The organism is Pedobacter sp. L105, from assembly GCF_009765875.1.
GTDB lineage: Bacteria > Bacteroidota > Bacteroidia > Sphingobacteriales > Sphingobacteriaceae > Pedobacter.
Genome location: NZ_LMUP01000008.1, coordinates 481,157 through 504,179 on the forward strand (window position 1 = coordinate 481,157; position 23,023 = coordinate 504,179).

Below are 23,023 nucleotides of genomic sequence, written 5' to 3' on the forward strand. Positions count from 1 at the left end.
TAAATACATTCTCTAATTTATTTCAACTTCTTTACGCTTACTTTTTAAGCTTTTCTGCAGGACGTTTCATCAATCATAATTTTTTCCAATTTTGAGCTATACATTTTATCCCATGTCATTTTCAAAGTGGAGTCAAATGCATTTCGGGTAATTAACTGATGTTTAGCAGCATTTTTTTGCAGATGATCGATCTCTATTGCAATTGCTTCCGCGTCGAGTGGATCTACTATCATTGAATCAACATCGTTATTTAGTAATTCCACTGCGCCGACTGATTGGGACACAAACGTAGGCAACCCAAAGTTCATCGCTTCAAATACGGCTAAACCCCAGCTTTGGTCGATATTTAGAAATAGAAAATAATCCGAATTGTTATAAATATCTATAAGCTCCTTTTCAGGGATGTCACCAGTTATGCGACAATTTAACTGCTTTTCTTTAATAAGGTCTGAGATTTTCTCAGTGTAACCAGGATTTAATGCCGTTGAACCAATTATTGCTGATTCAACAATATATCCCATTTTAGATAATTTTTCTTGAACATCTAAGAAAGTTTCATAATTTCTATAAGCTAGAAATACGCCAGTGGATAAGAGACGAATTTTTTCTCCGGAATTTGTTCTTCCATTAAAATTAGTATATCTTAAATCTACACCGCAGTGCAATACCTTAGCCTGAACACCAAGATATTCTTTTACCCGCAATGCATTTTTGGACACATTCACTGTAATCTGATTTACATTTTTAGCCATTCTAATATAAAATCTTTTACGCAAACCATAGGTCCAGTTCCCATGTTCACCTTTGCTATTTCCTAATGAAAATACAGGCGGTAAATCATTTATTTGCCAAAAAACAGGAAGTTTTTTCCTTTTTAATTTAATAAAATAAGAAATTAATCCAAAGCCGTTATCATGAATATTTATGCATTCTGCATCTTTTACAGCAGCCGTTGACATCTTGTACGAGCCTACTACCTTATTATAAATTTTTGATAATAAATTCATCTTCGAATAATCTTTAAAATATTTATCAAATGATAAGATATTAAATTTCTCTATTCCTGGATAGCACTTGTCCGGATCATATTGCTTGGTAACGATGGTCACATCATGATTTGCCCGGATTAGATATTCAACTAAGCGATGCATCTGTTTATGCGTACCACCTCTTATATTTAATTCATTTATTAAAATAGTAATTCTCATAATTTACGTTTCATTCTAACTATTACCAGAATACTTGCTATTTATCTTTGCTGCCAGATCTATACTTTGTTTGATGCACACATCCATGTTATAATATTGCCATTCTCCAAATCTTCCATGCGTGTAAATATTATCACGACTAGCAAGATATTGTTTAATCTTTTCCGTAGCAATTTCGTAATTCTCGTCAAATACAACATAAGCATGATCTGACACATTATAATCCAGAGGTTTAATTAAAAATGGGTCTTGCTTACCATTTTCCACCATTTCTTCATAAGTTTTAGTCCCGACAACTTCCGTAATAGACACGTTTTTTCGAGGATAATAAAAGCTGCCAATATGAATATATCTATGAAAAAAGTTTGCCTTATCAGGAACATATGTCCAGGTGCGCTCAGTGCCCTTAGTTTCCCACAACATAGTTGTCACTTTGTTATATTTTAAATTTCCGGCAGCTTCGATTATTTCCGAAGTGATATCGGCAATAAGAGAAGGTAAAATATTCATTGGTAAAGTACTTACTAAAATGTCATATTCTTTATCACCGTTAACAATCCAACATTTTTTATTTGAATTATAAACTATCTGATCGACGTTATAATTGCAAGTTATATTTAGTCCCTGAGCCAGGCTATCGATGAACGTATTTTGGTCATTAGAATCAGGATAATAAAATGTAGAATGAGGCATCTTATCTTCCTCATTACTTATGAGAGCATTGAAAAATGACATTTTATTAGGTATTGGTAATTTCCCCTCTACCCATGCCGGACTCATCTCATTAGGTGGCCTATTCCAAATCTTCTCATTATATGGAAGAAAGTAACTGTCGGCTAATGTATTTCCAAACTTCTTTCTAAACCAATCTTCCAAATCTGCATATTCAAAATCGTCGTTCGCATTCAGGAAGTCCTTCGTAATACTTAATGCAAGCTCCTTATCAAAGTTGTAGATCTCTTTTACAGCAAATTCAATAGGATAAGAAACCTCTTCATTTTTATATTTAATAACGGCATTTCTTTGAATATTATGCCATTTAGATTTACTTAAAACCTCTTTAAAAACAAAATCCAAAACATCATTGTATTTTGAATTAAAGCAATGTCCCCCAACTTTATGGTAAGCTATACCATTCACATTTTTGGTTCGCGCTATCCCACCATATATACTGCCCCTCTCAAGCAACTCAACTGTAAAGTCGTTTGATAATAATCTACCCAAGCTTAGACCTGAGATTCCTGCCCCTAATATGCCAATTCTCATATTTAATGTATTAAAAATTTATCTTATATAAATGTAAACTATATCTTATCGATTCCATAGCCCTCTGGCCGTATTATTAACAATTTTATAACATTGAACAGGTGCCCAAATTGCCGTGATCGATAAACATATACAATTAGAAAGTGCTATTGCCGAAACCCCTAAATTGGTATGCTTGGAAAGATAATATGATAAAGGAATATTTATCAATCCTACAAAAATTGCGCTAAATAATTGAAGCTTAATTTTACTAACTCCATTTAAAAAATAAGCGAAAATATTATTCCAATTGTATATTATCACATAAAACCCAAGGTACCAATTTAAGGCCATAGGAATATGAACACTGTCACCAACCCACATCTGATAAAATATTCTGGCTGTAAAAATTAATAACAATACACCGCCAACTTGCAGGAACCATATTGTTAATAATTTTTTAAAAGCACCTTTAATCCATAATGTATCGTTTTTTAAAAATGCAGTTGTAAAAGCAGACCAGTACGGGAGAACTACGATAGAAAACACGAGTGTAGAAATACTAAAATATTTGTAGGCAATATTAAACGACGAAACTTCTGCCGAAGAAAAAAGCTGCGTAATTAAAATATTATCAGTGGAAAATATAATTAATACTGCTAATTGAATTACAAAAAATTGCAGTCCTAGATTAAGCAAAGAATGAATGTGGATTTTACGGAAATATTTTATTGATGGAGATAAATAACTATATATGGATTTTTTATTAAATATAGAGTAGCTGAATATTATTAAAACAATAATTGGCATAATACATATGACAGATCCAAAAAGAACAAAAGATGGCGTACTGCTTTTTATTAAAATATATACACTTAAAAGACTCAGTGAGCTTATAGAAAAGTCAATCATAGCTTTTACAAAAGGTCTTTGTAGTGATATCATAATGATTCCAACAAGCTCAAGTACCAAACGGATACAAAAAGTTATAATTACTATGTAGGTCAACAAAATCAGGTTTTTATTGGGGATATTAATTTTCAATATACTATCCCAATTTAAAAAGGGATTTATTAATGAAAAAACTAATATGAGCGCTATCATAACCAATGAAAAAACGAAGTATGTAGTACTAATATACTGTTTAGCCAGCTCACGGTCATCTATAGCTATGGCTTCTGCCAGTTTATTTCTCAACCCATTACCTAATCCTACATCCATAAAAGATAGCCAAGAAATAATTGAGCTTAAAGTGAGCCATGCACCATAATTATCCTTATTTAAGTATCCCAATGTTAAAGGAACTATAAGGAAGCTACATAGGATACCTAAACCACGAAACAACATTGTTAAAATCGTGTTTATTTGAATAAGTTTGGACTTTTGATCCTTACTTAAAACAATACCTAGTAATTTATCAATTTTACTTTTTGCTCTAATCTGTTTGTCAGAATCGAAATTATCAGTCATTCAGCATTTTAGTTAGGGATTCTTTAACAACTAAAAAAATGACTGTTAATAGTCCGAACAATAAAATAGAAATAATGGCAGTTTTGACTTTACTAAGATGTACTTTTTCCAAAGGTAAAATTGGTTTGTCAATAATCTGAACTAAAGGAGTTTCTTTAAGTAAACTCATTTTTGATAATTCTAAGTTTTTCACTAGTTCAGTTAAAATTCCTTTATTCGTTTCAGCATTATACTGATATTTTTGCACAGGACCAGAACGCTGTACCTGATGCGTTAAATTAAGATTAGGAGTAGCGTCTGAAACAGCTGCAGCAGAATAAATCGCACCATTCATCACTGACCGAACGGAATCAGTTTTATGTTGCATTATATTAACGTTAGCTAAAGCCTTTTTTGTCTTCGTTTGAATGTAAAAATCATTGACGTTTTTCACTATTTCTTCATTAAATTCTTTAGCGAATAACTCATCTTTTGCTTTAACCTCCACCCTGATTATACTTAACTTTTTATCTGGTTTTTCAACGGTCAAATATTTTTTATTTATATCATCGACAACTGTTCCCAAAACGCTGTCTTGAAGACGGCTAAGCGAAATTTCTGATTGACCTTTTTTACTACTGTCTGAAGTAAATTCTATCTTACTAAGAAGCAAATTATCAGCCCATTTTTTTCGTAGCTCATTTATCAAGATATATTTATCAATTAAAAGCGGGGCATTATTGCTTTCATATTTCACTTTCGTCAAAAGTGTTTTTTGGATCATTGCCCTAGACTTATAAAGTTCAATGATATTATCTCCCTGAAAAATACCACTACCACCGCCTCCTAAATCTAATCCCACCATCGATGCCAAACCTGCATACTGTCCCATACCACTACCTTTGTCAGATTCTTCTAATACAAATGTTGTTGATGCAGTATAAGCCGGGTCTTTTAAGTAAGCATATAAAAAACCTGCTAGTCCACCAATAATACAAAATGATAGTATTACTAACTTCTTGGAACCAATAAATTTAGTCCATTTTAAAAGATTCAAAACCACTTCTTTCAAAGAAAGATCTTGCGCTTCGATCCTTTCTTGAACCACTTTCTCTTCCATAAACTCTTAAATAATATTTGTGTTATCTTAAAACACTAATTAAAACTGCTGCTACCGTTGCTAAACCAGAGAAAATACCAATTAATCCAGCAGCCCCTAATGGTGTTCTTGGAGCATGTTTCGGAACGAAAATTTCTGCTCCTGGTTTTACCTCGGGATAATTATTAAAAAACAAAAATTTCCTATTAGCATCAACAGATCCATTTGCATATTGAATATATGCACCTTTTTTATTAGCATTGTAGGTAAATCCACCAGCACCATTAATATAATCTTTCATACTCTTATTGTGACTATAAACAATATTAATCGGCTTGAGAACTTCACCGGAAACTTTAACAGTTTGTAATTCTTTAGGAACATTAATTACATCACCATCTTCCAATAGCAAGTCGTTTTTAGATTTAGGTTTTTTCAGAATATTTACCAAATCAATCCCAACCAGATCACTTCCCAGATTTTTAGCTTCCTGATCTAAATGTGTAGTATCTGTAACGCCATCACCACCTTGCAGTCTCTTTAGATTAGCTAATTTTTCTCTATCCTCTTCCTTTTTGACCTTTACATTTTTACCAGCACTTCCTGATCTATATCCTTTTTTAAGCTTACCATCTCTATCTAATGAATCTGTATCTTCAACTACTTCTGGTCCGGGGCGTTTTAAGGAAGCACCTTCGGCAAATGAAAGCACTGTTAATCCTCCAGCTCTTTTAATTACATCAGAAATACGTTCATCTTTATTCGTAATGGTATAAATTCCTGGATAAAGTACTTCTCCCTGCACTTTAACCTGCTGCTGAGTTTGATAACCTTCAGCACTTCGAATCGATACAATATCAAATGGCTGAAGTACAAAAGAAGAATCCTGTATAGTTAAATCTCTTGAAATACTAACATTAAGCACATCGGCAGTTTTAGCTGTAATCGAATTGGCATCCCCATCTTTTACTCTCCTGGCAATTTCAATACGGTTCGGCGTTGCACCTTCTTTAAAACCTCCAGCCATTTGAATTAATGACTGGATAGTCATTCCGTCTGCATAGTCAAAAGTGCCGGGTAATCTTACTTCCCCTTTGATATCTACTTTATACTCATCACGCAAATCAAATATGGAAGATATGGTTACCTTATCTTCTCTTCTTAAAGGGATATCCTGTTCTGTACCTTTTAAAATTTTATCTACATCGAATGATATCAATGCAAGGCTATTATCCGAGTTTAATCTTGATATATAGCCCCTATTTAAAAAAGCGTCCTCTTTTAATCCATCTGCTTTTAAAATCAGCTGTTTCAAAGTAAGCCCTTTATCAAGCTCATATTGTCCTGGTCGGAAAACAGCTCCTTTAATTTCAACCCGGTTAGCAAAGCGATCCAATATAGCTTCTACCACATATTTATCTCCATTTAAGGGAGTATATTTATCAAAATCATCAGCACTGACATCTGTAATACGTCTTTCTTTATTGGTATTCTGTAAGACTTTAATTTTTGCTGTGTAGGCCTTGTTTGAAAAACCTCCGGCAAAACCAATTACATCTTCCAACGATTCGGTATTCAATACTTCAAACAATGCTGGTCTTTTAACCTCTCCAGACATTTCTACACGCGTTTGATATACGGGGATGTTGATTATATCCTGATCCTGTAAACGGATGTTTCCAGTCTGCAGACCTTTCAAAAGAAAACTATAGACGTCTATAGTAGATACAATTTTATTGTTTCTTATAACCTGTATTTTTCTAAAAGATCCATTTTCATTTGGACCTCCAGAGGCACTTAGGGCATTGAAAACCGTAGACAGAGAAGACAAGGTGTAAGAACCAGGCTTAACTACCTCTCCCAATAAAGTAATTTTAATGCTTCTTATATTTCCCAGGTTGATAGCAACATTGGTACGGCCATTTTTTAAGCCACCGTATGTTTTACCCATGGCAGCACGAATCTTGGATGTTGCTTCCTCAATTGATAATCCGCCAACAGTAACTAGTCCAACATATTGCAAACGAATAGTTCCTTCTGCACTTACTGTTAATTTATAGTTTGCCTCATTATCACCCGTTAAATCAATCAATAACTGATCATCCGGGCCAATAATATAACTTTTAGGCGTAGCCATTCTTAAGTTTGGCTCAAAGGTTATATTATCATTTTTGAATAAGTCAGCACCAAACACCTTCGGAATAAGGTTCCCGAAGGCATCTTTCATTTGCTTCTTATCTCTGTCCGAATGATTTAGCCTTGAAGTTTTTGAAGTATCTGCCAGATTTCCTCTATCATAGTTTCTTCCTGATGATGACTTATTAGATTGACCCTGATCATCGTCATCACTTCCATCATCATTTTGATTTTTGATTTTGTTTTGAGAATTTCCGCCTTGCTTCCTCAATTGCTCCACACGAGTTGTTAATTTTTGAACCTCATCGGCCGGCATACCTTGTACGGCAGCCATTTGTTCCATCTGAGCATCACTATAACCAGCAGACTCTGCCTTTTGCATCAATTGGCGCACTTGTGCATCAGTTAAATCATCAACTTTAACATCAGCGTAACTAGTTTGCGCAAATGCATGTTGAGAAATAATTATGCTGCAAAAAAACAATAATACAGCAAAGATTTTTTTAAAATTCATAGATATTTTAGGTAGTAATATTTTATATATTATTCGAAGTAATTTAAGGTTCTAAAGCCACCTTTTTTCAAATATTCGTCTTTTTTCATTAGTTGCAAATCAGACTGAATCATATCTTTTACCAATAATGGTAAATCATATTTAGGATCCCAGCCCAATTGGGTTTTAGATTTTGTTGGATCGCCTAGTAAAAGGTCCACCTCTGTAGGTCTAAAATACTTAGCATCCACCCTAACAACATCCATTCCAAAATGGAGTGAATCTGTATTCAGCCCTAAGCTATTTGCAAGCTCGTAATCGATATCAATGATCACTCCTTTTTCATACTCGTCTTTACCACTAAATTCAACTTCGATACCTAATTCAGCAAAACTCATTTTTACAAAATCACGAACAGTAGTGGTAATACCCGTAGCAATCACAAAATCTTCAGCCTTTTCCTGCTGAAGAATCAGCCACATGGCTTCAATATAATCTTTAGCGTGGCCCCAGTCTCTCTGTGCAGAGAGGTTCCCCAGGTATAAACACTTTTGAAGACCTAAAGCAATTTTACAGGCAGCCCTGGTAATTTTACGGGTAACAAAAGTTTCACCTCTTAACGGGCTTTCATGGTTGAATAGGATACCGTTGCAGGCAAACATCCCATAAGCTTCCCTGTAATTCACAGTAATCCAGTAACCATAAATTTTAGCTACAGCATAAGGAGATCTTGGATAAAAGGGAGTGGTTTCACTTTGGGGAACGGCCTGGACCAGACCATATAACTCTGAAGTAGAGGCCTGATAAATTCTGGTCTTTTTTTCTAATCCTAAAATACGTACTGCTTCTAATAACCTTAAGGTACCTATACCATCTGCATTAGCAGTATATTCAGGCATTTCGAAACTCACCTGCACATGGCTCATCGCCGCCAGGTTATAAATTTCATCAGGTTGTGTTTCCTGAATAATCCGGATCAGGTTCGTAGAATCAGTCAGATCTCCAAAATGAAGCTTAAAATTAACTTCATTCTCATGCTGATCCTGATACAAATGATCAATGCGATCAGTATTAAACAAAGATGATCTTCTTTTTAGACCATGAACAAAATAACCTTTTTTCAAAAGAAATTCTGCCAGATATGCTCCATCTTGTCCTGTAATACCTGTAATTAAGGCAACTTTCATTCAGTAGGTAGGATTTTAATTTAAAAGTTCAAAGATAGGCGAATTATTTGATTCCTGAGAAATACTTGAATTTTCTCCTTGCTATAAATTTTGAACACATCGGTTCAGGCTCTCTCTCCAATAAGGAATTTCAATACCTAAAGCTGTTTTAATCTTAGTTTTATCTAAAACTGAGTAATGAGGCCGCTTAGCTTTAGTCACAAACGCAGATGAAGCTACCGGCAATACCTTCATATCTACCTCAGCAAATTCGAAAACCGCTTTAGCAAAATCATACCAGGAAGCCACTCCTTCATTACTATAATGATATAAACCATAGGCTTTAGGATCATGAGCTATAATCCCAATAATCACCTCTGCCAGATCCATAGCGTAAGTCGGCGTGCCAACCTGATCATAGATTACAGTCAGCTCGCTCCTGCTCTGTGCCAGCTTCAGCATTGTTTTAACAAAATTATTAGCTTTCTCAGAGTATAACCAGCTGGTACGGATAATATAATAAGCTTCCATTACTTCCTGAATCTCCTGCTCGCCTTTCAATTTAGACAAACCATAAACGTTTACAGGGCTGGTATGCAGTGTTTCAGTTAGGGGAATACTGGAATCGCCATTAAAAACGAAATCAGTAGAAATATGAATTAAGACAGTATGATAGATTAGACAGTTTTCTGCCAGTCTTTTAACAGCGAACTCATTGATCGAAAAAGCGCGGTCTAAATCTTCTTCTGCCTGATCAACCGCAGTATAGGCTGCGCAATTGATACAATACACCGGCTGGTACTTGTCAAATATTTCCCTGGTTTGCACATCACTGGTGATATCCAGATCAGCCGATCCTAAAAATATAAAATCATGATCTCCGCCAGACTTAATTTTTTCCTGCAGACACTGTCCAAGTTGTCCTTTACCGCCGATTACAATTACATTACCCATATATTTTTCAAAAGATGTTTAGAATGCCACAAAAATAGCATAAATCAGCTTAAAGCCTCGCATCTGCGAAACTTCTGTCGATAAAAGACTTGGTATCAAAAACGATGGCGCCCTGAGCCCGGTAACTGGCGTAATCTATAGTTAAAAATTCTTTGTGTGCTACGGCCAGAATAATAGCTTTATAAGGTTTTAAAGATAAAACAGGCTCTAAATCAATTTGATATTCCTTCTTCACCTCTTCTGTATTAGCCCAGGGATCATAAATATCAACCGACAAACCAAACTGTTCCAATTCCTTATAAATATCAATTACCCTGGTATTTCTGATATCCGGACAATTTTCTTTGAAGGCGAAGCCCAGAATAAGTACTTTATCTCCTTTGATTTTATCATCTCTGGCAATCATCATTTTAACCACTTTATTGGCAACAAAAATTCCCATGTTTTCGTTGACGCTCCTGCCCGACAGGATTACCTGAGGATTATACCCCAGGGCATTAGATTTATAAGCAAGATAATAAGGATCAACCCCGATACAATGCCCGCCTACCAATCCTGGTTTATATTTAAGAAAATTCCATTTAGTGGCTGCTGCTTCGATCACATCTGATGTATCAATACCTAATTTATCAAAAATTAGTGCCAGTTCATTAACAAAAGAGATATTTACATCACGCTGTGCATTTTCGATAGCTTTGGAAGCCTCAGCCACTTTGATGCTTGGTGCCTTATGAGTACCTGCAGTAATGATACTACCATACAACACATCTATAGCCTCTGCTACTTCAGGTGTAGAACCAGAAGTAACCTTCATAATCGTAGTCAGCGTATTTACCTTATCCCCCGGATTGATTCTTTCAGGAGAATAACCACAATAAAAATCAGTATTAAATATTAATCCCGAATATTTTTCCAGTACGGGCACACAATCTTCTTCCGTACAGCCAGGATAAACGGTAGATTCATAAATTACAGTATCACCTTTTTTGAGATAAATGGCAATCAACTGACTTGCAGCTAATAGCGGCTTCAAATCCGGCACTTTAAAATGGTCAATTGGTGTAGGCACAGTAACAATAAATATGGTATTTACAGCCAGGTCGTTCGGATCTGCTGATAAGCGTAATCCGGTTTCCGCGTCTTTCAATACATTTTTTAGTGCAGGGATATCTGCTTCACGGGTACTGTCCTGATAACTATTGAGTTCAGCAATACGATCAGCATTGATATCATAACCCAGCACCTTATACTTTTTCGCAAATTCAATTGCCAGAGGCAGACCTACGTAACCTAATCCAATAATCGCAATTTTTGCCGGAGGATGAATGTGCATTTTTAAAGTTTTTGGGTCTGCAAACATACTAATTATTGTCTGCTGCTGAAACGACTATACAAACGCATAACCTGTTTTCAAAGGATTATCAAATAAATATACAACATACAGTGATTTAGAAAAAACAAGATTTAGCTGAAGAATAAAATATATTTTATATCTTCAAATGCTATTGTTAAAAAAACTCACGTATACCCATAAAATAATTTTACCCTTCTTCAGTAATGCTGCACAACGAATTGGAACGTCTAAAGGCCGTGAACAGATTTCTAGCGCTAAAAATAAGCAGGGAGGAAGAGCTCAATGAAATCGTCCGGTATGCAGCTGAAATTTGCAATACCCCAATGGCAGCCATTGTGTTATTAGATGACGACACACAATATATTCTATTCAGCATAGGCATAAACATCAGGGAAACTCCCCGCAAAAACGCTTTATGTAATTATGTGATTGAGCAGGATGAAATATTTATGATACCCGATACGGAATCAGCCAGGCATTCTTTAGCAAATTCAGCATATAGTGAGTTAAATACCCGTTTTTTTGCAGGAGCCCCGCTGAAAACCCAGGAAGGATATAGCCTAGGTGGTTTATGTGTAATTGATAGCAAGCCTAATCATTTATCAGACATCCAGTTAAAAATGCTGGCCGTACTATCCAGGCAGGTGATTCATATCCTGAATTTCGATTTTAGTCTTGCCCTTTTACAGGAACAATATTTTGAAGCAAAAAAATCAGAAATAAAATTGCGTTCTTTTTTTGAAAGTTCGGTCTCCTGTCACCTTCTGGTAGGGAAAAACCTGGAAGTGTTAGCTTTTAACAAAACTTTCTCTGAAATCATGAGGGTCAACAATAACGTAGAAATGCGTATCGGAAACAGTGTGACTGAATATATTGATGATCTTTTTATGCCCGAATTTCTAGTATGCTTTAAGGAAGCCTTACTGGGTAAACATATCAAAAATGAAAGTGAGATGATCCGGGGAGATGTCAAGATCTGGTGGAACTATGATTATGTTCCCGCTTTTGACGCAGATGGTCAAATTATTGGTGTTTCTTATAATGCAGTGAATATTTCAGATTTAAAATTGAAAGAGACGCTGTCTGATGCAAAAGACGCTTCGTTAAAGGCCATAGCTTATATTCAATCACATGAGATCAGAAGCCCTGTTTCTTCCATTTTAGGATTAATGAATGTGTTTAAAACTGATGATTACCGTGCCTCAAAAGAGGAAATGATGATGATGGAACGTGCAGTAATGGATCTGGATGAAAAGATCCGTAAAATTGTTACCCACGCCGCATCCCATAAATAATTGTTTTTCTGTCATGGTTCTGTTTTCGCTTTGTGTTGATAGGGTGTTGGTAGGGGGTTGGTAGGGTGTTGATAGGGGGTTGGTTCGGGTAATCGCCGAACCAACCCCCACTTTTGGCCCTGACAATACCTTTTAAAGGCAAAACTAAGTCATAACCAAGTCAAACTGTCTTATACTGAGATTAGTTTACAGTAAAAAAGTAAATTACTGATTAGTGTTTACGATGAATTTTTGATTTACTGCCTGCTGTTTACAACAGCTTACAATAATAGTTTTAATTCCTGTTTGGTGTTTACATTATTTTTGGATTTTCCTGGCATATGTTTACATTTTTAAAAGTTTTAGATTTTTTGCGCTTTTGGGACTACATTTTCTAATAAATGGGTGTTTTGAGGTGTTTGAAAGTCACAACTCGTGTGCAATCGTACATTATTGTATTTATGTATTCCCAGTTCAACCCAAGCCTTTGCCTGGGCAATATTTTTAAAGGTTTTTTCCAGATCAAATTCCATCTTAAGAATTCCATTTACCCGTTCTGCAATTGCATTATCGTAAGGACTTCCTGATTGGGTCATGCTGATGAATATTTTATTTTCCCTGAGTAAGCAGATGTAGTCATCACAACAATATTGCGTACCTCTGTCTGAATGATGAATAAGTGGCCTTATAGGGTATAACCTTCCTTTTAAAGCCATTTTCAGGGCTTTAATGCAACCAATTGTTCTCAAATCGCTCGCCAGATGGTACCCCACAATTTTCCTGGAATAGGCATCAGTGACCAGTGAGAGGTAGATAAAACAAGTACTAGTACGTAAATAGGTAATATCACTTACCCATATTTCCTCCGCCTGTACCGCAGCCCTGCGCTGAACCAGATCTGGATGCACTTTGAACCGATGAAAAGAGTTCGTCGTACGTGCCCATTTCTTTTTTGTCTTAATCAACATTCCCTGGGATCGCATTAGATTAAATACGGCATCTCTGCCCATCGATATGCCATGTCCCTGTAAAAATCCGTTATTTAGTTCTTTGTAAAGCTTGATGCACCCAGTTTTAGGAAGCTCTTTTCTGATTTCTCCTATTCTTTCCAGCACAATCTCCTGCTCTATAAAATATAATCTTAAACTTCTTAAATGGCTATACCAAGCTTGCCTGGTATAGCCAAATGCCGCGCAAAGATGATCAATACTATAATGTTTGCGCGTCCCCCTAAGTTCCTGGATCACTTGGTAGCAGCTTTTTTTTTGAGATCAGTACCATACTCTTCATTTGCGATAGCAATCACCTTTTCCAAAACTGCTATTTTCATTTCTGCCAATGCAAGACGTTTTTCCAAATCTTGCTGTTCCTTTGGGCTTAGAGGGATTGATTCGGGTGAAACTGGTTCCTCTGGCATAAATTGATCTTGATTCTTTTTGTACCAAGATACAAATCCGGCGATCGTTTGTTCCGGTAATCCATACTTTCTTCCTACCTGTGGATAACTATAATCCCCGTTGATATATTCAAGGGCAACCTGTACCCTGAAGCTCTCTGAATGTGGTGAGATTCTGCCTCCTTTGCCTTTACTTGGACGTTCGTTTTCTTTACTCATTTTTCTGGCTTGAAAAACTTTCTTATGTAAACTCATTTCAGGAATGGACAAACGCAATTTAATGATAATTTCATTTATGTCCTATACTGACATAAGTTTACATTAAGAAAGTAAATTACTAATTTGGGTTTACAATGATAATCTAATTGCCTTAGCCCTAACCCTCCTGATTGCTGCTGCCTCTTACAGATCAAGACATCTGATTAACCCTGAAACACCTTTAACCATATTTCAAAGTCTATTTTATATGCATGCCCCTGCCGACAATCCAGTATTCTGGACGTTGCGCATCGAAGCTGAATATTATATTTTTATAGGCCTGTTTTTCGTATTGTTAACTCAATTCCCAAAGCTTTCCATTATCATCGGCGTTCCTGTATTGTTATTGCTAAGCCAGACCCTGGTAATCAATTACACCGGATTTTTCAATTTTATCGTCTATTTTCTCATCGGCACAATTGGATACCTGATTTACATTAAAGAAGAGAATACTATCCTGGAATATCTGGCACTTGCTGTGTCAATTGCGTTTTCCTTTGTTTTTTATGAACTGGCGGCAGGCATTGTAGCCACTTTAACTATCCTGGTTATCCTATATTTCAGAAAACCTGTAAGCCCTGTTTTAGAATTTCCAGGAGAAATATCTTATTCACTATACCTGCTTCATTTCCCATTGGGAACAAAACTGATTAATTTATTACAAAGACACATCAGCCCTTCATTAAACTGGGCGCTGTTCATCTTTGCAACGTTGGTTTGTTTTGGAGTGGCCTGGTTATTCTGGCAATTTATCGAGAAACCTTCTGCAAGGCTTTCCAGCGCAGTGAAATACGGAAATGCAAAAACAAAGTTCGAAAACTTTAGTTTAAAATCTTAAGCCTGATTTGGCGGAAGAGGAAAACGAATAGTGATTTTTGTACCTTTACCTAACTGGCTTTCTACCTCAATACTGCCGTTAAGCTCTTCAATTTGTGTTTTAACCATAAACATTCCCATACCCCGGCCTTCTATACTGGTATCAAAACGTTTGTAAAGGCCAAAAAGCTGTGCACCATTCTTTTCCATATCGATACCTTTGCAATTATCTTCAAAGGTGAGGAAGATCTGATCCATATTCACCATACTTTTAATACTGATGATTGGAGCTTCTTCTGGTCTGCGATACTTGATACTATTCAGCATCAAATTATAAAAAATACTGTAAAGGTATCCTCTAACAGTAAACAGGGATTGTTTCGCTTCAAAATCGCAATGAAGGCTCACTTCTTCAGAAATCATCAGGTTATTGATACTAAAAGTGATTTCTTCTACTAACTGACGGAAATGTACCTCTTCCTTCTTCTTATGAACCGCATCTTTCACCTGTAATGTCTGATTAAGATCCTTAATGATCGTATGCATAGTTTTAATAGAAGTCTGTAGGCCTTCTACCAGTTCTTCATGTTCTGACGCAGTTACATCCTTTAGCAATTCCGTTAAACTAACTATGTTGGCCACCGGTGCAAGCAGGTTATGTGAAACAATATAAGTGAATTGTTCCAGACTTTTGTTTCTTTTAGTCAGCTCTATATTGGTTTCGGCAAGGGTCATTTCAATAGTCTTGGATTTTGTAATATCCCTTACGGAAAGGATAAATCCCCAATGCTTGCGCTGATCATTACCTACTCCAATCCACTTGATGCTGTACCAGCGATCGTCGCCTTTGTGATCCGGAAAAGTAGAGTGATAAGACACACTTTCTCCATCCATTACCCGCTGGATAATATTTATAATTTCAGGTTTTCGCTGAGCAGGAAAAAAATCAAGGATATGACTTCCCACAGCTAATGTTGGCTGAGAAAATTCTTCGGTCATCCTTAGTGCAGGAAGATTATAAGAAATGACTTTAAAATCATCATTGACCATGAAATAAGCTGTATCTGTATGATCAAACAGCGTTCTTAGATTGGCTTTAGACTTCATCATCTGCTTCTCACTGATCTTAAGTGCGGTAGTATCGGCCAGATTCCGTTTATAAAGCCGCTCTTTTTCTCTTAAAGCCTGCTCCATATCACTAATGGCGCGCAGTCTGGCTACCTGGTTGAACAATACAAACAGCAATCGCTGGGGTTTTTCTTTAAGCACATAATCCACAGCTCCGGCTTTTAGAAATTCCAGCGCATAATCCTCCCTACTGGCAGAACTAATCAGAATAAAAGGAATATCTTTCTCCTGATGTCCAATCACATCTAGTGCTTCCCTCGTATTGAAGGTATTTATATCCTCATCAGCCATGATAATATCAGGCCTGAACTCCTGGAGACAATTGATATAGTCTTCCATCGTCTGGACAGCTAAATACTCATATGTTGGAGTTAACTCTTCCAATATCTCCAGTAAATGTTCCGCATCATGCGGAGGGTTCCGGAGATAAAGTATTTTTGGTCTTCTATTCATTACAACCTCATTGGTATTTTGGCTCGTCAAATATAAGATTTTCAGTACTTAGATTACACCTAAACTGCTAAGAAACACTAATATCCAAAGTGGAAATTTTTAATTACACCCATCAATTGTTTCCTGAAAATTGCTAAATTGTTTTACTGAACAATATATATACTCTTTACACCCGCAGGAAACCGTTTAGCACACCAGCCGGTTGTAAATTTCTTCAAAAAAAATTATTATTAAAACGATTAACCTGGATATACTGTGATCAATAAGCAGGCCAGTTAACATAAAAGGATAAGAAACAGTCACGGTTAACGCTACCTCCCCAATTTCCCGAAACAAACTTAACAGCAATCATTTTTTTTGTATTATTGATCTACATTAGATATTTATGAACACAATTCACCGGTTTCGGGATAAATATAATCAGCTATTAGCAGACACCCAGATTCCCCTTACGCAGTCCAGAATAAGGATTTTAACCTATGGACTGCTGTTACTGATTACATTGACACTGATTGTACTGATCAACTCTTTTACCAGGATAAACGCTATTGTAATCAGCAGATTGGTTATCTTAATGTTATCGCTCGTTGTAGCTCTATACGTCCTGATTGAAAAGGGAATGTGGCGGCAGTCGGGACACATTTTGTTATTGGCTCTTTGTATCTATATCTGGACAAATCTGATCTTTTTTAAATTCGGGATCAACCTCGTAACCATTCAACTTTCGCTTATCATCATCTCAGCAAGTTTTTATATTCTCGGGAAGAACTGGGGCATCATTTACTCGCTTGCCAATGTAATACCCGTACTAGCTTATATCATCAGTACCCGTATGCAGGGCGGAAAAGTGTCAATTACAGCTGTCCAGATACATAATAACTCGTTTATGCTGGCGCTCACGGTCAACTTTGGCATCCTGATTATCATGCACTATGAATTTTTTAAATCTTTTTATCAGAGCCATCATGCGGAAAGGGAACTCAATTCAAAACTAGAAAATGCACTTAAAGAAGCTCAGGAAGCCACCAAACTTAGATCAGACTTCCTTTCTTCCATGTCGCACGAACTCCGTACCCCTCTTCATGCCGTTATTGGGATGATCAATGTATTGAGCATAGAAAATCCAAGAAAAGACCAGGAAGAAAACCTGGCCATCCTGCGTTTCTCTGCAGAAAATCTACTGGCCCTGATCAATGACACGCTGGATTTCAGTAAAATGAATGAAGATAAGATCGTGCTCAATAACTCAGCTTTTAATTTAAATGCCCTGCTGCAGAATTTGCATGCTTCTTTTAAAGCCAGAGCAGAACAAAAAGGCGTCGATCTAAGACTCAGAACAGATTTTGAAAACATTATTGATGTCAATGGCGACCAGAATCGTCTTACCCAAATACTGAATAACCTGATATCCAACGCGGTAAAATTTACAGAAAGCAGTGGCCGTGTGGAGATCAATGTCATCACCGTAGCACGTTCTGAAAACCATATTGTACTCCTCTTTGCCGTTAAAGATTCGGGAATAGGCATCCCCAAAAACAAACAGGATATTATTTTCGAACCCTTTTTACAGGCCAACAATAACATCACGAAAAGATATGGCGGTACAGGACTGGGACTGGCTATTGCCAAAAGGCTGATCAGCATGCACGAAAGTGAGCTAAAGCTGGTTAGTGAGGAAAATGTAGGTTCTGTATTTTCTTTTGAAATCAGGTATGAACTGGCTGCTGCCGAAGAAATGACCGAACAAAAACCTGTGATCACAGCTGCACCTACGGATATCAGTAACCTGAGCATATTAATAGCAGAAGACAACATCATTAATATCATGCTGCTGAAAAAAATACTGGACCAGTGGAATTGCAGTTATTCACTTTCAAAAAATGGTCAGGAAGCACTGGAAATGGTAAAAACAGGCGAATTTGATGTGGTACTAATGGATATTCACATGCCTGTAATGGATGGCTTTGAAGCATCAAGACATATCAGGGAATTGCCTGATGCAACGATTTCCAAAATTAAGATCATTGCACTGACTGCCTCAAGCGATGTAGACATACAACAATCGTTCAACTTTACCTATCTTGATGATTATTTACTTAAACCTTTTTCACCTTCCCTATTAAAAGAAAAATTAGAAGCTGTGGTACAACAACTTACAACTAAATAATTGTATGTTTAGACTATAAAACTAAAGATGTAACCATCTGTATAATGCTCAACGCTCTCAAACCAAATAAAAACCCACATAGTACCCGGACGGTTCAGTTACTGATACTACTGATTATGAGTGCTGTAGTGATCAACGGATGCCTCTTTTTTCATTTAATGCGACAAAATAAAGAGAGCATGAGAAAAAAGGAGCTGAATGAAAACGCGATGGTACTGGTAAGAAAGATTCTGGGTACCATCAAAGATGCCGAAATGGGCCAGCGTGGTTATCTCCTTACCGGCAGATCAAAATATATTCTTCCCTATACAAAAGCACTTCGGATCATCTCCGGTTTTCAGTATTCCCTTACTTCTTTGATAAAGGCACACTTCGATAACCGCAGCATACAAACCAATGCGCGGCTGAACAGCCTGATCACAGCGAAATTGATTGAGCTCAAAAAGACAATTGACCTAAAAGACCAGAACAAAAATATTCAAGTGCTCCAGCTGATCAATTCGGATATGGGGGAGAATGACATGAACGCTATCAGAAAAATGTGCAATGATATGCTCGATGTTTTTTATGTGAACGTTCGTCAGGAAGACCAAAAGGTATCAGAAACACTGGCAATGACCGAAATCAGCATTTCTATTTTCAGTGTTTTAGTGATCATTGTCATTACTATAATGCGTGTAAAATTGTACAACAGAAGGAGAAAAAACATCCGGTTGTTTGAGGAATTAGCATTACAGAATTCCAAATTGATTACGCAGCAACAGGAGTTAAAAGGATTAAGCATAGATTTTTCTGCAAGAAATGCCGAACTGGAGCACTTTACCCATATTATCTCGCACGACCTGCGCGGTCCGCTAAGTAACATGATTTCCCTGATCCAGATTATGGAAGAAGATGGTCTGGCCGATGAAACAGACCCTGTATTTAAAATGCTGAAAAATGCTTCCCTGGGCTTATTCCGTAAGCTAGATGATCTCATTATATTACTTAGGCAAAGACAGGGCGGAATTTTACTGAAAGAAACGATTAGCCTTTCGCAGCTCCTTGGAGAGGTAAAGATCAGCCATAAAATGGAGATAGAAAGGTCAGGAACAATAATTGAAGCCGATTTTATTGAAGCTGATGAACTCCTCTTTGTGAAAATTTATATGCAGAGCATTCTGCAAAACCTGATCAGCAACGCCATTAAATACAGGGATCCCCTGCGCACTAACTGTATTATACTTAAAACTTATCAGGAAGGAGATACCCTCAGGCTAAACATTACAGATAACGGCAGGGGCATTGACATGGAGAAATATGGAAATGAAATGTTCGGTTTGTTTAAAACCTTCCATACTGGTCTGGACAGTCACGGTATAGGACTTTATCTCGTAAAAAAACAGGTTGTTGAAATGAATGGTAATATTACCGTGCAGAGCGAAACGGGTAAAGGAACTACCTTTAGTATTACAGTACCTACCTGAGCAGAAGACAAAGCTGGCAGGCTTTTTGGCCAATTACAGGTATGAGCGCAAAATTTGATATTCAAATAGATCTTAATGGATGGCTGGTGCCATTCCATATAGAAAGAAAAGGAAAAGGAATTTTTAAAATAGCTTACGAAGAATTAAGCTTAGGACACCTGTTGCTGGACGAATATTCCCGATGGATCTATAAAAAGAGCATGAATGCAGGTCAGTTGTTGAATGCTGGAACAACTGCAAAGATCACCAAAGCCATCATCAATTATTAACGACCTGAAAACTATACAATTACAATTTGGCATAAGCCTCTGAGAAATTTCCTGTAAGTGGCCAACCGTATTGTATTTAATTATATTTCGCTTCATCAGGTGATTGACAAGGCTACGCTTGACCGTAGCTTGCTGTAGTCTTGCCAGGGAATTTGGTATCATAACCTATTCTTGAACCGCTTCATCTTTTAGTTGATCCTCTAAACTTAAATTATATATATTTTATTCATCCGTATGGATTCGATATTTATTACCTTGCATTGTAATTAAATTTACAGGGATTATCTTTAGCGAACCAAGTATGAACAACAATATTATTAAAGAGATCACTCCCCTCACTCAGAATGACTGTTTTACTATCTTTTCCAGGGTTAAAAAAGCTTTCAATTTTCCGTTGCATTACCATGAGGCTTATGAATTGAACCTGATCCTGAACGCAAGAGGAGCTAAACGAATTGTAGGTGATCATATTGATTCGATTGATGATATTGAATTGGTACTGATTGGCCCTAATCAGTATCATGCGTGGTTTACCCACCAGTGTGAAAGTGATGAAATTACTGAGGTAACCATACAGTTTCACAGAGACCTGTTAGATGATAAATTACTAAAAAAAAATCAGCTTAGCTTTTTACGCAATATGCTGGACCGCTCCCAGCGGGGCATTCTCTTTTCTAAAAGTACGATTGAACGCCTGAAACCCCGCATTTTGGGATTAAGCCAGAAAAGTGGTTTCGACTCTGTATTGGAATTGTTTTCCATCCTTCATGACCTGTCTGTATCAAGGAACATGCAGAATCTTTCAGACGTTGCTTTTAACACCGAACATACCACTTACAACAGCCGCAGGATAGAAAAGGCATTTGAATTTATGAACGCGAACTTTAACCGGGAAATTAGCCTGGCTGAAGTAGCTAAAATTGCCAGTATGCCCGAAGTTTCTTTCAGCAGGTTTATAAAAAAACATACCGGGGTTACTTTTATCGATAGCCTGAATGAGATCAGGCTGGGGCACGCTTCACGGATGCTGATCGATACCTCCCAAACCATTGCCGAAATTGCCTATAAATGCGGATTTAATAACATCTCCCACTTTAACCGTATTTTCAAAAAGAAAAAGGTTTGTACGCCTAAAGAATTTAGGGCAAATTATTCTGGCAGCAGGATTTTTGTTTGACCTGAAAGAAAAATCCTATTAGCATGACGAATTTACTCCTGCTATATCATGCGATTTTAAAATGGATTTTACGCAGCTTTTAAAAGGCTTTTATTCGGGTTGTGCCTGGGTTGAACTTGAGTAGAACCCAGAATGAGAGCAGTCTCACTCCGGTCTCCCTCCAGTATGACTATAGTGTTTTTCAGAAAAAATACTATAGTCATACTGGAGAAAGTCTGTAAGCAATATGGTATCACTCTGGGTTCTTCCCAGGTTTAACTAAGGTTCTACCTGACTAATCAGGGCATAACCTCAATACAACTTGAATCAATCCTGATTATAGCTTGAATTTTCGTTTCGATCCACCAGCTGATAAATTGACTTTACCGTTGCAGCTGAGGTAAATCCATCCTCGGGTGTATGTATCACATAATCAACCAACTGATCAATTGTGCTGGTAGCTACATGCATTCTGGTATCTGATGAAGCATAATAAATAAAGACCTTTCCATCTTCATCTGCTATCCATCCATTGCTGAAAACCACGTTAGATACATCACCTATCCTTTCTTCGCCTTCGGGAGCGATAAAATAACCACCAGGCTTGTGTATAACTTTGGTCAGATCGTCTAAATCCGTCATAAACAAGTATAGGACATAACGTAAACCCGCAGCTGTATTACGCACGCCATGCGCCAGGTGAAGCCATCCCTGAGCTGTTTTAAGCGGTGCCGGGCCTAAGCCGTTTTTCGCTTCGTATACCGTATGATAAACTCTTCTGTCAACCACCACTTCGTGATATACCACAGCCGGATCCATTGATTCCGATAAACCATAACCAATACCGCCGCCACTTCCGGCTTCAATAAAACTATCCTGCGGACGGGTATAAAAAGCATATTTCCCTTCTACAAATTCAGGGTGTAAAACCACATTACGCTGTTGCGCTGAAGGTGTTTTCAGATCGGGAAGACGTTCCCAGGTTTTGAGGTCATGCGTTCGGGCTATCCCGCATTGTGCGATAGCAGCAGACTGATCACCAGCTGATGCGGAAGCATCACGGCGTTCTGTACAAAACAGACCATAAATCCAGCCGTCTTCGTGTTTCACCAACCGCATATCATAAATATTCGTGTCTTCAGGATTATTTCCCTGTGGCATCTCTATCGGGTAATCCCAGAAACGAAACTGATCGATCCCATTAGGACTTTCAGCAATAGCAAAGAACGACTTCCGGTCGGCACCTTCTACCCGAACCGCCAGCACATAGTGATCTTCAAATTTAATAGCACCTGCATTAAACGCTGCATTAAAACCTATTCTTTCCATCAAAAATGGATTAGTTTCAGGATTCAGGTCATACTTCCAGAAATATGGGATGTGTGCAGCCGTTAAAATAGGGAACTCGTAGCGGTTAAAAATCCCATTTCCCTGCTCGCTCCTGTTGTTGGCCTGTTCAATTAATTGTTCGTAGCTGCTTTTGATAGCAGTCAATCTCGTATCGTAATCTGTTCTCATATCAGCGTAATATTAAGG

At 37.1% G+C, this 23,023-nt stretch carries 18 protein-coding genes; 6 read left to right on the forward strand and 12 right to left on the reverse strand.

Annotated elements, in window-relative coordinates; genetic code table 11:
- Positions 1 to 44 precede the first annotated feature (44 nt).
- The 8 genes from GSQ84_RS17270 to GSQ84_RS17305 form a co-directional block, all read right to left on the reverse strand.
- Positions 45 to 1,208 (reverse strand): glycosyltransferase family 4 protein, encoded by a 1,164-nt coding sequence (locus GSQ84_RS17270; RefSeq protein ID WP_158798515.1) that lies wholly within the window; start codon positions 1,206 to 1,208, stop codon positions 45 to 47.
- A 15-nt stretch (positions 1,209 to 1,223) separates the two neighbouring features.
- The gene (locus GSQ84_RS17275; protein WP_158798516.1) at positions 1,224 to 2,474 is read right to left on the reverse strand and encodes an NAD(P)/FAD-dependent oxidoreductase; all 1,251 of its coding nucleotides are present in this window, start codon (positions 2,472 to 2,474) and stop codon (positions 1,224 to 1,226) included.
- A gap of 45 nt (positions 2,475 to 2,519) precedes the next feature.
- On the reverse strand, positions 2,520 to 3,923 hold the full coding sequence (locus tag GSQ84_RS17280; RefSeq protein WP_158798517.1) for a lipopolysaccharide biosynthesis protein: 1,404 nt from the start codon (positions 3,921 to 3,923) through the stop codon (positions 2,520 to 2,522).
- Positions 3,916 to 5,022 (reverse strand): Wzz/FepE/Etk N-terminal domain-containing protein, encoded by a 1,107-nt coding sequence (locus GSQ84_RS17285; RefSeq protein WP_158798518.1) that lies wholly within the window; start codon positions 5,020 to 5,022, stop codon positions 3,916 to 3,918. The genes GSQ84_RS17280 and GSQ84_RS17285 overlap by 8 nt, the downstream gene beginning before the upstream one ends.
- Before the next feature lie 22 nt (positions 5,023 to 5,044).
- The gene (locus GSQ84_RS17290) at positions 5,045 to 7,651 is read right to left on the reverse strand and encodes an SLBB domain-containing protein (RefSeq protein WP_158798519.1); all 2,607 of its coding nucleotides are present in this window, start codon (positions 7,649 to 7,651) and stop codon (positions 5,045 to 5,047) included.
- 29 nt (positions 7,652 to 7,680) lie between these two features.
- Positions 7,681 to 8,817, reverse strand: a complete 1,137-nt coding sequence (gene gmd, locus GSQ84_RS17295; RefSeq protein ID WP_158798520.1) for a GDP-mannose 4,6-dehydratase — start codon at positions 8,815 to 8,817, stop codon at positions 7,681 to 7,683.
- An 81-nt stretch (positions 8,818 to 8,898) separates the two neighbouring features.
- Positions 8,899 to 9,750: a dTDP-4-dehydrorhamnose reductase gene (rfbD, locus tag GSQ84_RS17300; RefSeq protein ID WP_158798521.1), complete on the reverse strand. Its 852-nt coding sequence runs from the start codon at positions 9,748 to 9,750 to the stop codon at positions 8,899 to 8,901.
- A 49-nt stretch (positions 9,751 to 9,799) separates the two neighbouring features.
- Positions 9,800 to 11,083: a nucleotide sugar dehydrogenase gene (locus tag GSQ84_RS17305; protein ID WP_158798522.1), complete on the reverse strand. Its 1,284-nt coding sequence runs from the start codon at positions 11,081 to 11,083 to the stop codon at positions 9,800 to 9,802.
- A gap of 224 nt (positions 11,084 to 11,307) precedes the next feature.
- Here GSQ84_RS17305 and GSQ84_RS17310 point away from each other — a divergent pair, with 224 nt between their 5' ends.
- The gene (locus GSQ84_RS17310; RefSeq protein ID WP_158798523.1) at positions 11,308 to 12,399 is read left to right on the forward strand and encodes a GAF domain-containing protein; all 1,092 of its coding nucleotides are present in this window, start codon (positions 11,308 to 11,310) and stop codon (positions 12,397 to 12,399) included.
- A gap of 341 nt (positions 12,400 to 12,740) precedes the next feature.
- On the opposite strand, the gene GSQ84_RS17315 is transcribed toward GSQ84_RS17310, so the two are convergent.
- Entirely contained in the window at positions 12,741 to 13,625 is an 885-nt protein-coding gene (locus tag GSQ84_RS17315; RefSeq protein WP_158798524.1) for an IS3 family transposase, read from the reverse strand.
- On the reverse strand, positions 13,622 to 13,993 hold the full coding sequence (locus GSQ84_RS17320) for a helix-turn-helix domain-containing protein (RefSeq protein ID WP_158798525.1): 372 nt from the start codon (positions 13,991 to 13,993) through the stop codon (positions 13,622 to 13,624). The genes GSQ84_RS17315 and GSQ84_RS17320 overlap by 4 nt, the downstream gene beginning before the upstream one ends.
- Positions 13,994 to 14,240: 247 nt before the next feature.
- Here GSQ84_RS17320 and GSQ84_RS17325 point away from each other — a divergent pair, with 247 nt between their 5' ends.
- Positions 14,241 to 14,870 carry an acyltransferase gene (locus GSQ84_RS17325; RefSeq protein ID WP_158798526.1) on the forward strand — a complete coding sequence of 210 codons (630 nt, stop codon included), beginning with the start codon at positions 14,241 to 14,243 and terminating at the stop codon, positions 14,868 to 14,870.
- On the opposite strand, the gene GSQ84_RS17330 is transcribed toward GSQ84_RS17325, so the two are convergent.
- Entirely contained in the window at positions 14,867 to 16,429 is a 1,563-nt protein-coding gene (locus tag GSQ84_RS17330) for an ATP-binding protein (RefSeq protein ID WP_158798527.1), read from the reverse strand. The two genes, GSQ84_RS17325 and GSQ84_RS17330, sit on opposite strands and share 4 nt — an antisense overlap.
- A 385-nt stretch (positions 16,430 to 16,814) precedes the next feature.
- Between GSQ84_RS17330 and GSQ84_RS17335 the strand changes: the two genes are divergently transcribed.
- From GSQ84_RS17335 to GSQ84_RS17350, 4 genes are all read left to right on the forward strand, one after another.
- Positions 16,815 to 18,596, forward strand: a complete 1,782-nt coding sequence (locus GSQ84_RS17335; protein WP_158798528.1) for an ATP-binding protein — start codon at positions 16,815 to 16,817, stop codon at positions 18,594 to 18,596.
- 179 nt (positions 18,597 to 18,775) lie between these two features.
- On the forward strand, positions 18,776 to 20,062 hold the full coding sequence (locus GSQ84_RS17340) for an ATP-binding protein (protein WP_158798529.1): 1,287 nt from the start codon (positions 18,776 to 18,778) through the stop codon (positions 20,060 to 20,062).
- Positions 20,063 to 20,103: 41 nt separating this feature from the next.
- On the forward strand, positions 20,104 to 20,331 hold the full coding sequence (locus GSQ84_RS17345; protein WP_158798530.1) for a hypothetical protein: 228 nt from the start codon (positions 20,104 to 20,106) through the stop codon (positions 20,329 to 20,331).
- A 301-nt stretch (positions 20,332 to 20,632) separates the two neighbouring features.
- Positions 20,633 to 21,508 carry an AraC family transcriptional regulator gene (locus tag GSQ84_RS17350; protein ID WP_158798531.1) on the forward strand — a complete coding sequence of 292 codons (876 nt, stop codon included), beginning with the start codon at positions 20,633 to 20,635 and terminating at the stop codon, positions 21,506 to 21,508.
- 306 nt (positions 21,509 to 21,814) lie between these two features.
- Here GSQ84_RS17350 and GSQ84_RS17355 read toward each other — a convergent pair whose 3' ends face one another.
- Positions 21,815 to 23,005, reverse strand: a complete 1,191-nt coding sequence (locus GSQ84_RS17355; protein WP_158798532.1) for a glycosidase — start codon at positions 23,003 to 23,005, stop codon at positions 21,815 to 21,817.
- Positions 23,006 to 23,023 lie beyond the last annotated feature (18 nt).

Bases quoted from the DNA above. Each gene is read 5' to 3' on its own strand.
- GSQ84_RS17270 (WP_158798515.1), bottom strand. From the start codon at position 1,208: ATGAGAATTACTATTTTAATAAATGAATTAAATATAAGAGGTGGTACG.
- GSQ84_RS17275 (WP_158798516.1), bottom strand. From the start codon at position 2,474: ATGAGAATTGGCATATTAGGGGCAGGAATCTCAGGTCTAAGCTTGGGT.
- GSQ84_RS17280 (WP_158798517.1), bottom strand. From the start codon at position 3,923: ATGACTGATAATTTCGATTCTGACAAACAGATTAGAGCAAAAAGTAAA.
- GSQ84_RS17285 (WP_158798518.1), bottom strand. From the start codon at position 5,022: ATGGAAGAGAAAGTGGTTCAAGAAAGGATCGAAGCGCAAGATCTTTCT.
- GSQ84_RS17290 (WP_158798519.1), bottom strand. From the start codon at position 7,651: ATGAATTTTAAAAAAATCTTTGCTGTATTATTGTTTTTTTGCAGCATA.
- gmd (WP_158798520.1), bottom strand. From the start codon at position 8,817: ATGAAAGTTGCCTTAATTACAGGTATTACAGGACAAGATGGAGCATAT.
- rfbD (WP_158798521.1), bottom strand. From the start codon at position 9,750: ATGGGTAATGTAATTGTAATCGGCGGTAAAGGACAACTTGGACAGTGT.
- GSQ84_RS17305 (WP_158798522.1), bottom strand. From the start codon at position 11,083: ATGCACATTCATCCTCCGGCAAAAATTGCGATTATTGGATTAGGTTAC.
- GSQ84_RS17310 (WP_158798523.1), top strand. From the start codon at position 11,308: ATGCTGCACAACGAATTGGAACGTCTAAAGGCCGTGAACAGATTTCTA.
- GSQ84_RS17320 (WP_158798525.1), bottom strand. From the start codon at position 13,993: ATGAGTAAAGAAAACGAACGTCCAAGTAAAGGCAAAGGAGGCAGAATC.
- GSQ84_RS17325 (WP_158798526.1), top strand. From the start codon at position 14,241: ATGCATGCCCCTGCCGACAATCCAGTATTCTGGACGTTGCGCATCGAA.
- GSQ84_RS17330 (WP_158798527.1), bottom strand. From the start codon at position 16,429: ATGAATAGAAGACCAAAAATACTTTATCTCCGGAACCCTCCGCATGAT.
- GSQ84_RS17335 (WP_158798528.1), top strand. From the start codon at position 16,815: ATGAACACAATTCACCGGTTTCGGGATAAATATAATCAGCTATTAGCA.
- GSQ84_RS17340 (WP_158798529.1), top strand. From the start codon at position 18,776: ATGAGAAAAAAGGAGCTGAATGAAAACGCGATGGTACTGGTAAGAAAG.
- GSQ84_RS17345 (WP_158798530.1), top strand. From the start codon at position 20,104: ATGAGCGCAAAATTTGATATTCAAATAGATCTTAATGGATGGCTGGTG.
- GSQ84_RS17350 (WP_158798531.1), top strand. From the start codon at position 20,633: ATGAACAACAATATTATTAAAGAGATCACTCCCCTCACTCAGAATGAC.
- GSQ84_RS17355 (WP_158798532.1), bottom strand. From the start codon at position 23,005: ATGAGAACAGATTACGATACGAGATTGACTGCTATCAAAAGCAGCTAC.